Annotated in this window: 13 protein-coding genes; 1 reads left to right on the forward strand and 12 read right to left on the reverse strand. The window is 55.0% G+C overall.

Annotation, left to right across the window (positions count from 1 at the left end; translation table 11 throughout):
* Positions 1–7 precede the first annotated feature (7 nt).
* The 4 genes from potD to potA are packed head-to-tail and all read right to left on the reverse strand — an operon-like array spanning position 8 to position 3,816.
* Positions 8–1,042: a spermidine/putrescine ABC transporter substrate-binding protein PotD gene (gene potD, locus M2433_RS09210; protein ID WP_429057004.1), complete on the reverse strand. Its 1,035-nt coding sequence runs from the start codon at positions 1,040–1,042 to the stop codon at positions 8–10.
* The gene (gene potC / locus M2433_RS09215; RefSeq protein ID WP_429057007.1) at positions 1,039–1,830 is read right to left on the reverse strand and encodes a spermidine/putrescine ABC transporter permease PotC; all 792 of its coding nucleotides are present in this window, start codon (positions 1,828–1,830) and stop codon (positions 1,039–1,041) included. The genes potD and potC overlap by 4 nt, the downstream gene beginning before the upstream one ends.
* The gene (gene potB, locus M2433_RS09220) at positions 1,827–2,684 is read right to left on the reverse strand and encodes a spermidine/putrescine ABC transporter permease PotB (RefSeq protein ID WP_429057009.1); all 858 of its coding nucleotides are present in this window, start codon (positions 2,682–2,684) and stop codon (positions 1,827–1,829) included. Before potB ends, potC begins: the two co-directional genes overlap by 4 nt.
* Entirely contained in the window at positions 2,668–3,816 is a 1,149-nt protein-coding gene (potA, locus tag M2433_RS09225) for a spermidine/putrescine ABC transporter ATP-binding protein PotA (protein ID WP_429057172.1), read from the reverse strand. The genes potB and potA overlap by 17 nt, the downstream gene beginning before the upstream one ends.
* 237 nt (positions 3,817–4,053) lie before the next feature.
* On the opposite strand from potA, the gene pepT reads away from it, so the two are divergent.
* Positions 4,054–5,277, forward strand: a complete 1,224-nt coding sequence (gene pepT / locus M2433_RS09230) for a peptidase T (RefSeq protein WP_429057012.1) — start codon at positions 4,054–4,056, stop codon at positions 5,275–5,277.
* Positions 5,278–5,368: 91 nt separating this feature from the next.
* Here pepT and M2433_RS09235 read toward each other — a convergent pair whose 3' ends face one another.
* The 8 genes from M2433_RS09235 to rluE form a co-directional block, all read right to left on the reverse strand.
* The gene (locus M2433_RS09235; RefSeq protein WP_429057015.1) at positions 5,369–6,490 is read right to left on the reverse strand and encodes a JmjC domain-containing protein; all 1,122 of its coding nucleotides are present in this window, start codon (positions 6,488–6,490) and stop codon (positions 5,369–5,371) included.
* Between the two features lie 91 nt (positions 6,491–6,581).
* Positions 6,582–8,045 (reverse strand): two-component system sensor histidine kinase PhoQ, encoded by a 1,464-nt coding sequence (phoQ, locus tag M2433_RS09240; protein WP_063430339.1) that lies wholly within the window; start codon positions 8,043–8,045, stop codon positions 6,582–6,584.
* Entirely contained in the window at positions 8,046–8,717 is a 672-nt protein-coding gene (phoP, locus tag M2433_RS09245) for a two-component system response regulator PhoP (protein ID WP_025911763.1), read from the reverse strand.
* Positions 8,718–8,840: 123 nt separating this feature from the next.
* Complete coding sequence (purB, locus tag M2433_RS09250) at positions 8,841–10,211, reverse strand: adenylosuccinate lyase (RefSeq protein ID WP_429057018.1); 1,371 nt, start codon at positions 10,209–10,211, stop codon at positions 8,841–8,843.
* Positions 10,212–10,230: 19 nt separating this feature from the next.
* Complete coding sequence (gene hflD, locus M2433_RS09255) at positions 10,231–10,860, reverse strand: high frequency lysogenization protein HflD (protein ID WP_013097081.1); 630 nt, start codon at positions 10,858–10,860, stop codon at positions 10,231–10,233.
* 27 nt (positions 10,861–10,887) lie between these two features.
* A complete protein-coding gene (gene mnmA, locus M2433_RS09260; RefSeq protein WP_429057020.1) occupies positions 10,888–12,000 on the reverse strand; it encodes a tRNA 2-thiouridine(34) synthase MnmA in 1,113 nt (370 codons plus the stop codon).
* A 40-nt stretch (positions 12,001–12,040) separates the two neighbouring features.
* A complete protein-coding gene (locus M2433_RS09265; protein ID WP_429057021.1) occupies positions 12,041–12,514 on the reverse strand; it encodes an NUDIX hydrolase in 474 nt (157 codons plus the stop codon).
* Between the two features lie 9 nt (positions 12,515–12,523).
* The gene (gene rluE / locus M2433_RS09270; protein WP_063955926.1) at positions 12,524–13,177 is read right to left on the reverse strand and encodes a 23S rRNA pseudouridine(2457) synthase RluE; all 654 of its coding nucleotides are present in this window, start codon (positions 13,175–13,177) and stop codon (positions 12,524–12,526) included.
* Between the last annotated feature and the right edge of the window lie 11 nt (positions 13,178–13,188).

The following is a 13,188-nucleotide window of genomic DNA, read 5'->3' on the forward strand; positions in this document are numbered from 1 at the left end:
ATACCGTTTATCGGCCTGCTTTTAACTTCTGGTAATACTCTTCGTAGAGGCGGCTGGCGTCGCCGACGTCATTCTGCCATTCACCTTTACTGATGGTCTGGGCATCCGGATAAAGTGATTTATCGTTCGCCACTTCCGGCTTCAGCAGCTTGCGCGCGGCCAGGTTTGGCGTCGGGTAGCCAATCGTCTCGGCAACCTGTTTCGCCACGTCCGGGCGCAGCAGGAAGTTAATCAGCTTCATCGCACCATCTACGTTTTTCGCATTGGCAGGAATGGCGAGGCTATCCATCCAGAAGATCCCACCTTCCTTCGGCCAGACCACCTCAAGCGGCGTGCCGGCCTGGCGGGCCACGTACGCGGAGCCGTTCCACACCATCCCCAGATTCACTTCGCCTTCCATATACGGGTTTGCCGGGTTATCTGAGTTGAACGCCGCCACGTTAGGCATCAGCTTTTTCAGCTCGTTATACGCCGCTTCAATCTCTTTTGGATCCGTCGTGTTGCCCGAGTAGCCCAGTTTGCGCAGCGCGACCTGGAACACTTCACGCGCATCGTCGGTTAACAGCAGGCTCCCTTTGTATTCCGGTTTCCACAGGTCGGCCCAACTGGTGACCGTTTTCGGATCGAGGGCATCGCCGTTGACGCCAATCGCGGTCGCGCCCCAGATATACGGGATGGAGTAGTCGTTATTGGGATCGAACGGTTTATTAAGCATCTCTGGATCGAGATTTGAAAAATTGTTTAGCTTCGTTTTATCGATCTTCTGAATCATCCCCTCTTTGCGCATTTTGTCGACAAAATAGGTGGAAGGAACGACCAGATCGTACGCGCCGTCTTTGTACGTTTTCAGCTTGGCGTACATGGTTTCATTCGACTCGTAGGTCGAGTAGATAACCTTGATACCCGTCTCCTTCGTGAACTGTTCCAGCAGGCCCGGCGGCACATACTCGGTCCAGTTGTAGAAGTAGAGCGTTTTGCCGTCATCGGCGTGTGCGACACCCATGCCAAGTACCAGTGCCGCAGCGGCGAGCATTTTTTTCATTTCATTGTCCCCTGAGATTTTGTTTTATCACGAGCAATAAGCTGGCTGGCAATGACCAGCACCAGCGAGAACACCAGCAGAATGGTCGCCAGCGCGTTCACCTCAGGCGAGACGCCGACTTTTACCATCGAGTAAATTTTCAGTGGCAGAATTTCGTAGCTCGGGCCCGTCACGAAGGAGGAGACCACCACGTCATCCATCGACAGCGTGAAGCTGAGTAGCCATCCCGCCGCGACGGCGGGCATTGCCAGCGGCAGGATGATTTTGCGCAGGATGGTCATCTCGCTGGCACCCAAATCTTTCGCCGCCTCCAGCATGCGCACGTCGAATCCTTTCAGGCGCGCAAAGACCGTTACCACTACAAACGGCAGGCAGAAGGTGATATGCGAGAACAGCAGCGACCAGAAGCCAAGCTGCACGCCCAGCAGCATAAACAGCACCAGCAGCGAAATGGCCATCACGATGTCCGGTGACATCATCACCACAAACAGCATGCCGCTGACGAACGGTTTACCGCGAAAGCGGTAGCGATACAGCGCCACGGCGGTCAGTGAGCCAATCAGCGTGGCGAAGGTGGCGGAGAAAATCGCCATCGTCAGCGAGTGCTGCGCCGCCTGAAGGAGGCTGTCATTGTTCATCAGCAGGCTGTACCAGCTGGTGGTAAAGCCCTGCCAGCTGATGCCGAAGCGCGAGCTGTTAAACGAGTTCACGATCAAAATGATAATCGGGATATAAAGGTAAGCGTAAATGGCGGTCATAAAACCGCCGCGAAGCAGTCGACCGATCATTCGAGTTCCACCTTCTTGTTCAGCAGCCGTGACGCGCGCCAGTAGACCAGCAGCATCAAACCCATCACCACCGTCAGCGTAATGCTGGTTGCGGATCCGAACGGCCAGTCGCGAATGTTGAGGAACTGACTTTTAATCACATTCCCAATCAGCAGGTTTTTCGCGCCGCCCATCAGGTCAGACACGTAGAACAGGCCCATCGCCGGGAGCATCACCAGCAGACACCCCGCGATAATGCCGGGCATGGTCAGCGGGATGATAATGCGGATAAACGTCTGAAGCTTGCTGGCACCCAGATCTTTTGCCGCTTCCAGCAGCGGTCTATCCAGTTTCTCAATACTGGAGTAGAGCGGCATCACCATAAACGGCAGCAGGATATAGACCAGACCCACAATCACCGCGCTCGGGGTAAACATGATGCGTATTGGGGTATCAATCACCCCCAGCCACAGCAGAAAGGCGTTGAGATAGCCTTTGGTGCTAAGGAAAATTTTCAGCCCGTAGATGCGAATTAGCGAGTTGGTCCAGAACGGCACAATCAGTAAAAACAGCAGCAGCGGGCGAACCTTCTGCGGTAGTTTCGCCAGAAACCACGCGAAAGGATAGCCCAGTACCAGGCAGGCAACGGTGGCAATCAGCGCCATATTGAGCGAGTGCAGCAGCACGTCAAAATAGAGCGGATCGAGCAGGCGCGCGTAGTTGTCCAGCGTAAAGACCAGCTTAACGAAGTTTGTATCGTCGCGGGTCAGGAAGCTGGTGGCGACGATCATCAGGTTGGGTAAAAAGACAAACAGCACAAGCCAACCGACGATCGTGGCGATCACCACATTCTGGAATTTACTTGTGTTCTTCATCAGCCAGCACAACCTCCCAGCTTTCTACCCAGTTGATAACCATTTTCTGGTCGAGAGAGTGGTCGAAGTCAGGGTCATCCTCGTTAAAGAACTCGCTGACCATCACCATCTTGCCGTTTTCCAGCTCAACAACGGACTCCAGCGTCATCCCTTTGTAGTTGCGCTCGCGGATATAGCCGATTAACCCTTCGGCCTCGGTATTGCCATGAATTTCCTCGACGCGCAGATCTTCCGGACGCAGCAGGACGTTAAGCTTTTGTCCCTTTTCGACCGGGAAATTCACCGTGATATTGCACTCGCGACCTTCAACGTTGGCCCGCACGCGCTGGTCGTCCAGGCGTTCAATCACCGTAGCGTTGAAGAGGTTGATTTCACCAATGAAGCTGGCCACAAACAGGTTTTTCGGCTCTTCGTAGATTTCACGCGGCGTGCCGTCCTGCTCGATTTTGCCGTCACGCATCACCACGATGCGGTCGGACATGGTCAGGGCCTCTTCCTGGTCGTGGGTGACGAAGACAAAGGTAATGCCGAGCTTGCGCTGCAGGGCCTTGAGTTCGTTCTGCATCTGCTTGCGCAGCTTGTAATCCAGCGCGGAGAGGGATTCATCCAGCAAGAGCAGGCGAGGCTTGTTGACCACGGCGCGGGCGATGGCCACACGCTGCTGCTGACCGCCGGAAAGCTGATGGGGTTTACGCTGTGCAAACGTTTCAAGCTGCACCATACGCAGGGCTTCGGTGACGCGTGGTTCGATCTCATTCGCCGGAGTTTTTTGCATCCGCAGGCCAAACGCCACGTTCTCAAACACGGTCATGTGCGGGAACAGGGCATAGCTCTGAAAGACGGTATTGACGTGGCGATCTTCTGCGGGAACCCGCGTGATGTCCTGGTTTTCAAGATAGATATGGCCGTTATCGACGCTTTCCAGCCCGGCGATAAGGCGCAGTACGGTTGTTTTGCCGCAGCCAGAGGGGCCAAGCAGCGTAAGAAACTCACCGTCATTGATGGTGAGATTGAGGTCGGAAATGACGTCTTTACCATCAAAACTTTTACGAATTCGTTCCAGTTTCACCAGCGGCGAACGTGAACGGGATTGTGTATTCAATTTTTGCGCTGTCCCATATAGACGCCTCAGGCAGCAGACTGAAGCGGGGTTTGTGTGTAACCACCTTGGTGACTCGTAATGAGGGCGGACATTCTACGGCAATCCCCCGCGATCGCCAATCCTTGTCACTGATTCATAAGCTACATTTATTTACGTATAACGATATAAACGGAAAATATTCTCGTTTGCGGGATAAAAGTGACCTGACGCAATATTTGCGTTTTGATGCTTATTGATAATGTTGTCACAAAAAGTGAGGGTGACTGCATGGATAAATTACTTGAGCGTTTTTTACAGTACGTTTCGCTGGATACCCAATCTAAACCGGGTGTTCGCCAGGTGCCGAGCACCGAAGGCCAGTGGAAGCTATTAAACCTGCTTAAAGAGCAGCTTGACGCCATGGGGTTGGTCAACGTCACCTTAAGCGAGAAAGGCACTGTGATGGCAACGCTGCCGGCGAATGTCCCGGGCGACATTCCCGCGATTGGCTTTATCTCCCATGTCGACACCTCTCCGGATTTTAGCGGTAAGCATGTGAACCCGCAGATTGTTGAAAACTACCGCGGCGGCGACATTGCGCTGGGCATTGGTGACGAAGTGCTCTCTCCCGTGATGTTCCCGGTGCTGCACCAGCTGCTGGGCCAGACGCTGATCACCACCGACGGAAAAACGCTGCTGGGTGCCGATGACAAAGCCGGTATAGCCGAAATCATGACGGCGCTGGCCGTGCTGAAAGAGAAAAATATCCCGCACGGGGATATACGCGTGGCCTTTACGCCGGACGAAGAGGTCGGTAAAGGCGCGAAACATTTCGACGTGGAAGCTTTCAACGCGCAGTGGGCGTATACCGTTGACGGCGGCGGTGTCGGTGAGCTGGAGTATGAAAACTTCAATGCCGCGTCCGTCACGATCAAAATTGTCGGCAACAACGTTCACCCCGGTTCGGCGAAAGGCGTGATGGTGAACGCTTTGTCGCTGGCGTCGCGAATTCATGCGGAGGTCCCGGCGGAAGAGAGCCCTGAACAGACGGAAGGGTATGAAGGTTTCTATCACCTGACCAGCATCAAAGGCACCGTGGACAGTGCGCAGATGCACTACATCATTCGCGATTTCGATCGCAAAGCCTTTGAGGCGCGCAAGCGCAAGATGATGGAAATTGCGAAGAAGGTGGGCAAAGGGTTACACCCTGACTGCTATATCGAGCTGATCATTGAAGACAGCTATTACAATATGCGTGAGAAGGTGATGGCCCATCCGCATATTCTTGATATCGCCCAGCAGGCCATGCGCGACTGCGACATTGAACCGTTATTAAAACCGATTCGCGGCGGAACCGACGGTTCGCAGCTTTCATTCATGGGATTACCGTGCCCGAACCTGTTTACCGGGGGATATAACTACCATGGTAAGCATGAATTCGTCACCCTCGAAGGCATGGAAAAGGCGGTGAAGGTGATTGTGCGAATAGCGGAGTTAACTGCGAAGCGGTAGCCGTTTTAAGCCGGGTTGCGGCTGCGCCTGACCCGGCCTACGTTCAAATTGTAGGCCCGGTAAGCGAAGCGCCACCGGGCGTTAAGGTGACTCAGTCCTCAAAGAACCAGTACCCGCTGTTGACCAGTGCGGCCAGCATCGCGAGGAAGGACGGGTCTTCCAGCGCATCGCCAAAGGTCTCGGCAGTCAACACCAGATGGCTGGCAATCGCTTCCAGCGCCGGACGGTGCGGGGAATCCAGCTTCTCGCCGTTAACGAAGACCTCTTCACCAATGCGCAGCACGCGCAACCCGCCAAGACGCACCAGCTTATCGCCCTGCTGAAGGGCATCATAAATCTCGTCGGCCTGATACGGCGGCTCTGGCGGCGCAACGTCAAGCTCATGACGAGACTGGCTGATAAACTCCCCAAACCACTGTCTGAAATGTTCCGGCTCGTTGATCAGATCCAGCATCATGCCGCGCAGCTTATCCAGCTCGTCGGGCAGGATATCTGCCGGATGCTCGCGCGCAGGCACATCCGGATCGCTGTAACGGTAGCTGCCCAGCTCACGTTGCAGAACGTAATCGGCAAACCCGCTGATCATCTCGCGGCCGCTTGGCGCACGGAAGCCGACGGAGTAGTTGAGCGAGTTTTCCAGCGAGTAACCTTCGTGAGGGAATCCCGGCGGAATGTAGAGAATATCGCCCGGCTCCAGCTCTTCGTCGATGATCCCTTCGAAAGGATCAACCTGAAGCAGGTCCGGATGCGGGCAGTGTTGTTTCATGGGCACTTTTTCGCCCACGCGCCAGCGGCGGCGGCCCGTCCCCTGGATGATAAACACGTCGTACTGGTCCAGATGTGGACCTACGCCGCCGCCCGGCACGGAGAAGGAGATCATCAGATCGTCCATTCGCCAGTCGGGCAGGGCACGGAACGGGCGCATTAATGCGGCGGTGGGCTCATGCCAGTGGTTGACCGCCTGCACCAGCAGCGACCAGTTGTTTTCACCGAGGTGATCGTAGCTTTCGAAAGGACCGTGGCTAACCTGCCATTTCCCGTCCTGGTGGCTGACCAGACGGCTGTCGACTTCGTTTTCCATGGCCAGACCGGCCAGTTCGTCAGGCGAGATGGGGTCGACAAAATTGCTGAACCCGCGTTTAAGAACCACCGGGCGCTTTTGCCAGTAACGTTCAATAAACTCGGGCCAGTTAAGTGTTAAGTGATAATCCATATTTTTTTATTCCGCAGGCTCTTACTGACTCGGATTATAACGGAAGCTCGGCCCCCCGGCTGCGAGATCCTCGCATTTTTCACATAACGGGTTAACTATCGTTCGATGTGGGCTGCTGGCGAGCAAAAATGACCTCCATTCTGGCCCCGCCCAGCAAACTTTCGCTGGTTTCGATTTTTCCGTCGTACTGGTCGACAATTTCACGGGCGACGGCAAGCCCAACGCCCTGGCCGGGACGCAACGTATCGGCGCGTTGACCGCGGTCGAACACCACATCACGTTTATTGCGCGGGATCCCCGGGCCATCATCCTCCACGATGATATGCAGTTCGTTATCCGTCTGACGAGCCGACACTTCCACGAACTCAAGGCAGTATTTGCAGGCGTTATCCAGCAGGTTACCCATCACTTCCATGAAATCATTTTTCTCACCGACGAAGCTTATCTCAGGCGAGATATCGAGGCTGATGTTTACCCCTTTACGCTGATACACCTTGTTGAGGGCGGAGGTGAGGTTATCCAGAAGCGGTGCCACCGGGTGCAGCTCGCGGCTCAGCAGCGCGCTGCCTGAACGCATACTGGCGCGGTGCAGATAATAGCCAATTTGTTGTGAAATACGGCTGATCTGTTCCAGCATCACCGGCTCGGCATCATCGACGCTCAGCTTTGAGCTGCGCATTGACCGCAGGGTACTCTGCATGACGGCCAGCGGCGTTTTCAGGCTGTGGGTAAGGTCGGTAAGGGTGGTACGGTATTTATCATAGCGCTCACGTTCGCTTTTCAGCAGACGGTTGAGGTTACGCACCAGGCTGGTGAGCTCGCGGGTGGTTTCCGGATTAAGCTTCTCGCGATGATGTTCCTCCAGCTCGCGAACCTCTTTCGCCAGCGATTCAATGGGCCGCAGGCTCCACCACGCCGCGACCCACAGCAGCGGGATCACCAGCAGCAGATTCGCAGCCAGAACGTAAATGAACCAGCTCCAGACCATATAAGAATGCTTCAGCTCGACCGGAATGGTATCGATCACCACGATGGTCAGCTGCGGCATGTTCAGCGTCGCCGGATAGAGGTTAATCGCAACGGAGTGCGTCATTTCCGTTTCGGCATCATCCGCGCGGATCTCGTTCAGCTTTTGCTGCAGGGAGCGATCTTCACGGATCAGCGAGCTGGTGGTGTTGAGATCGGCTTCAATTTCGTGAAATCCGTTAGTTTTAAGCCACTCCGGACGAATGCTTTTGACCAGCCAGGGAATATCCCGCTGTGCCCAGAGCAACTTGCCCTTTTCGTCATAAATCAGGGCCAGGGTAGGACTCTGCTGGTTGAGGTTTTCCGGCATTTCGACGGTGATTTTGTTGTTTTCCCACTTCGCCAGGGTATAAAACAAATTGCTTTCACCACGCAACAGGCGAAAGGTCGTTTTATCAAAGCTGACGCTGTAGCCCACCAGGGCGACCATGCCGTACGAAAGCGACAGTACCAGCACAACGGCGGCCGTTGCCAGTAAAAAACGTACCCGCAGCGAGAGGGGCAAGATATGGCGCAAAATCCGTCTCATTTAGCGTAATTCGAACAGGTAGCCCTGGCCACGGACGGTGGTAATCACATCCTGTGGGTACTGCGCCTGAATTTTCTTACGCAGTCGTCCCATCAGCACATCGATGGTATGACTCTCGCGCAGTTCGGCGTCAGGATAAAGCTGGAGCATTAACGAATCTTTGCTCACCACCTTGCCGCTGTTACGGATCAGCGTTTCCATGATGGTGTATTCGAAGGCGGTTAGCTTGATCACTTCGTCGTTGATTGATAATTCCCGGCGGGAGAGATCGACCTGGAAAGGCGGGATGGAAATAACCTGTGAAGCCAGCCCGCTGTTGCGGCGTAACAGCGCCTGCATGCGCGCCGCCACCTCTTCAATATGAAACGGCTTGGTGACGTAATCGTCTGCACCCGCACTGAGCACTTCGACCTTATCCTGCCAGCCTTCACGGGCGGTCAGAACCAGAACCGGCAGGGAAACATCATGGCTGCGCCAGCGACGAATTAACGACAGGCCGTCTTCATCAGGCAACCCTAAATCGACGATGGCGATATCCGGCAGGTGTTCATTGAGATAATAATCGGCTTCTTTTGCATCTTCAGCATCGTCCACCTGATGTCCCATCTCCTGAAGCTGAACCTTCAGGTGATGGCGTAGCAATGCGTTATCCTCAACAACCAGTACGCGCATCATCTTTTCTCCCAGAATTAATAGTATGAATAGTTTAACGCTGATTATGTTGCTGTGGGGATAAACATTGAGTAAACCGGGGAAAAGCAACCCCCTTTCCGGGCGGAAAGGGGGGAGGGGACGTTACTTCAGCTCGTCGACCATGGTAATGGCGCGGCCAATGTAGTTCGCCGGGGTCATCGCTTTCAGGCGCGTTTTCTCTTCTTCTGGCAGGGCCAGACCGTCAATAAACTGCTTCATCCCTTCGGCGTCAACGCGCTTGCCGCGGGTCAGCTCTTTCAGTTTTTCATACGGTTTTTCGATACCGTAACGACGCATCACGGTCTGAATCGGCTCTGCCAGAACTTCCCAGTTGTGATCCAGTTCGTCCAGCAGACGATCGCGGTTCACTTCCAGTTTGCTCACGCCTTTCAGGGTGGACTGGTAAGCGATCAGCGAGTAGCCAATGCCCACGCCCAGGTTACGCAGCACGGTGGAGTCGGTCAGGTCGCGCTGCCAGCGGGATACCGGCAGTTTGCTTGCCATATGCTGCAGCACGGCATTTGCCAGACCCAGGTTGCCTTCGGAGTTTTCGAAGTCGATTGGGTTCACTTTGTGCGGCATGGTTGACGAGCCGATCTCACCGGCGATGGTTTTCTGTTTGAAGTGGTTCAGCGCGACGTAGCCCCACACGTCACGATCGAAGTCGATCAGAATAGTGTTGAAGCGCGCGATGCAGTCAAACAGCTCCGCAATATAGTCATGCGGCTCAATCTGGGTGGTGTACGGGTTCCACTGAATGCCCAGCGAGGTCACGAACTCTTCGCTGAACTGGTGCCAGTCCACTTCCGGGTACGCGGCGATGTGGGCGTTATAGTTACCGACCGCACCGTTGATTTTGCCGAGGATCTCAACCTGCTCCAGCTGACGGTACTGACGCTCCATACGGTACGCCACGTTCGCCATCTCTTTACCCATCGTGGATGGGGTGGCTGGCTGACCGTGGGTACGGGAAAGCAGCGGGATATCGCGGTATTCCACGGACAGCGCTTTCACCGCGTCGATGATTTTACGCCAGTATGGCAGCACGACTTCTTTGCGCGCGGTGGAGAGCATCAGCGCGTGAGACAGGTTATTGATGTCTTCAGAGGTACAGGCAAAGTGAATGAATTCAGACACGGCGTGCAGCGCAGGAACGCTTTCCACTTTCTCTTTCAGGAAATACTCAACCGCTTTTACGTCATGGTTGGTGGTGCGCTCAATGGTTTTAATGCGCGCAGCATCTTCTTCGTTGAAGTCGGCAACGATTTTATCGAGGTAATCGTTTGCCTGGGCGTCAAAAGCAGGAACTTCCTTGATTGCTGCCTGGGCGGCCAGCTTTTGCAGCCAGCGTACTTCAACCTGAACACGGAACTTCAGCAAACCATATTCGCTGAAGATCCCGCGCAGCGCGCTGACTTTATCGCCGTAGCGTCCATCGACAGGGGATACGGCGGTCAGTGAGGATAATTCCATAATTCGCAACTCCGGGAGGTTAACAATGAGCAAGAATTTGTTTTGCCTGAGTAGTCAGGCGATTACGAGAAAACATTAACTGCAGGCGGCCACCGCCAACCTGATGCCACAGCACGGCGGCGCGGATCCCTGCCAGCAGAGAAGCGCGTACCTTTGCCTGTACCTGTGGGCTTTGCAGCACAGCAGGGGAGCCGGTAACCTGAATACGCGGGCCCAGCGGGCTGATGACGTCAACATAAATGCCGGCCATGGCGCTCAGCAGCGTTTCGGACTGCAGGTCAAAATGGTCGAGCTGACGCTGCAGCCCGGCTATGCGATCGCCCAGGGTGTTGAGCGCGCCTTTCGCCGCGCTCAGCTTACGTTCCAGCACCATCAGGCTTAGCGTGTAGCGGGTCAGCTCTGCGTTTAACCCCTGACGGCTGCTGGCGTTGAGCACGCCAAGCAGGGTTTCAAGACCGAGACGAAGATTGGTTTCACTGCCGCCGAACACACCCAGGGTTGAGCCGGGGTTGAGGTCGATAACGCTGTTGAGTGAAACGTGCAGGGCATCAGCGTCGCAGTGACCCTGATGTGCCAGCTGTTGCACCAGACGGGCTGACTGGCAAATTCCTGCCAGTGCCAGGGTGATGTCATAGTAGTTCTTCGCCACACGGTCTCCTTTATGTGTGCAATCGTGTTAAACAGCGGGCAGCGGCAGGCGCTGTTCAATGATCCCGCCGCCCAGGCAGATTTCACCGCTGTAGAAGACAGCAGACTGACCCGGGGTGACGGCGGCGACCGGCTCGTCGAAACGCACGTCAATGCGATCGTCATCGAGCGCGGTAACGGTGCAAGGAATGTCGGTCTGACGGTAGCGCGTTTTCACCGTGCAGCGCAGCGTGCCTTTTAGCGGCTCACGATCGACCCAGTGCAGCTGTTGCGCGATAAGGCCAACGGACATCAGACGCGGATGGTCGTGACCCTGAGCAACAATCAGAACATTGTTTTCGACATCTTTGTCGACAACGTACCACGGATCTTCGCTACCTTCTTTGGTCCCGCCGATACCCAGACCTTTACGCTGACCCAGGGTGTGGTACATCAGCCCCTGATGCTGGCCAATCTCTTCGCCGTCGACGGTAACAATTTTACCCGGCTGTGCAGGCAGGTAACGACCCAGGAAATCGCGGAATTTGCGCTCGCCAATAAAACAGATGCCGGTGGAATCTTTTTTCTTTGCGGTGATGAGATCAAGCTCTTCAGCAATTTTACGCACTTCTGGTTTTTCCAGCTCGCCGACCGGGAACAGGCTCTGGGCGATTTGCTCGTGGCTCAGCGTATAGAGGAAGTAGCTTTGATCTTTGTTGCCGTCCAGGCCGCGCAGCAGCTGGCTTTTGCCATTCACATCTGCACGACGCACGTAGTGGCCGGTCGCAATAAAGTCTGCGCCCAGATCTTCCGCGGCGAATTCCAGGAAGGCTTTAAATTTGATCTCTTTGTTGCACAGAATATCCGGGTTTGGCGTGCGGCCGGCTTTGTACTCTTCAAGGAACAGTTCAAAAACGTTGTCCCAGTATTCTGCGGCAAAGTTAACGGTGTGCAGTTCAATGCCGAGCTTATCGCACACGGCCTGCGCGTCGGCAAGATCCGCTGCGGCAGTGCAATATTCCTCGCCATCATCTTCCTCCCAGTTCTTCATGAACAGGCCCTCCACCTTATAGCCCTGTTGCTGTAACAGGTAGGCGGAAACGGAGGAATCGACACCGCCGGACATGCCGACGATTACTTTTTTCTGGCTGTTATCTGACATGGAATACTCACGACATTGAACTTCAAGGCGGCGTATTCTATCACGCCCCCCCACCGTTGACACCCTCTGTAAACGGCCAGTTAAAAGCGCCGATGACATCGAGCGGTAAGCGCCCGGCAGATTGCCAGCAGCGAATGCTTTCCGCAACCAGCGGCGAGCGCAGGTTTGGCGCGTTCAGGATCTCGTCAGCGGTGACCCACAGACAGCGGTCGATATCGTCATCATGCGGCGCTGTGGCGCACGTTTCGCTAAGCTCAACGGCAAATAAAAAGCGCAGGAACGGGGTGCTGTCGGGTGCAATCCACTGGTGCATACGGATGAAGTGCTGGGGCTCAGCGTGAATCCCGGTCTCTTCCCACAGTTCGCGTTTCGCTGCCTGCAGCAAGGTTTCATTGGCTTCAAGGTGCCCGGCAGGCTGATTCCACAGCGCTTTGCCATTAATGCTCTCTTCAACCACAAGGAATTTACCCTGGGCGTGGACCACGCAGGCTACCGTGACATGAGGTTTAAACATAGTAACTCCTTAAGAGGTAACGTCCCGCCACTCGCCGTTTGCCAGCGTTTCCAGGGTGTAATTGCCCATGGCATAGCGAATCAGACGCAGGGTAGGGAAGCCGACGTGTGCGGTCATGCGCCGAACCTGACGGTTGCGGCCTTCATAAAGGGTGATTTTGAGCCAGCTTGTCGGAATCGATTTGCGCTCACGGATGGGCGGGTTACGCGGCCACAGCCACTCCGGTTCATTCACGCGTTCAATACCTGCCGGCAGGGTTGGACCGTCGTTTAAGGTCACGCCGTTGCGCAGCTTAGCCAGCGTCTCGTCATCCGGCTCGCCTTCAACCTGTACAAAGTATATTTTGCCGGTACGTTTGCCCGGCTGCGTGAGCTTCGCCTGCAAAGCACCGTCGTTGGTTAAGACCAACAGTCCCTCGCTGTCGCGGTCCAGTCGCCCGGCCGCATAAACGCCCTGAACGGGGATATAATCTTTCAGCGTGCTGCGCCCGGCTTCATCGGTGAACTGCGGCAATACATCGTAGGGTTTATTAAACAGAATCACCCGCGTCGGCTGGGTTTCTTTCGGTCTTCTGGTGGCTTGTCGCGAGCTGAATCGCTCAACCCGGTGTTTTGTAAAAGAAGTTTTCTTCATGGTATTTTCAGGCGTTATCAATTGCCGCATTATAGCCTAAT

The organism is Enterobacter sp. AC1 (genome assembly GCF_050434705.1).
Lineage (GTDB): Bacteria > Pseudomonadota > Gammaproteobacteria > Enterobacterales > Enterobacteriaceae > Enterobacter > Enterobacter cloacae_L.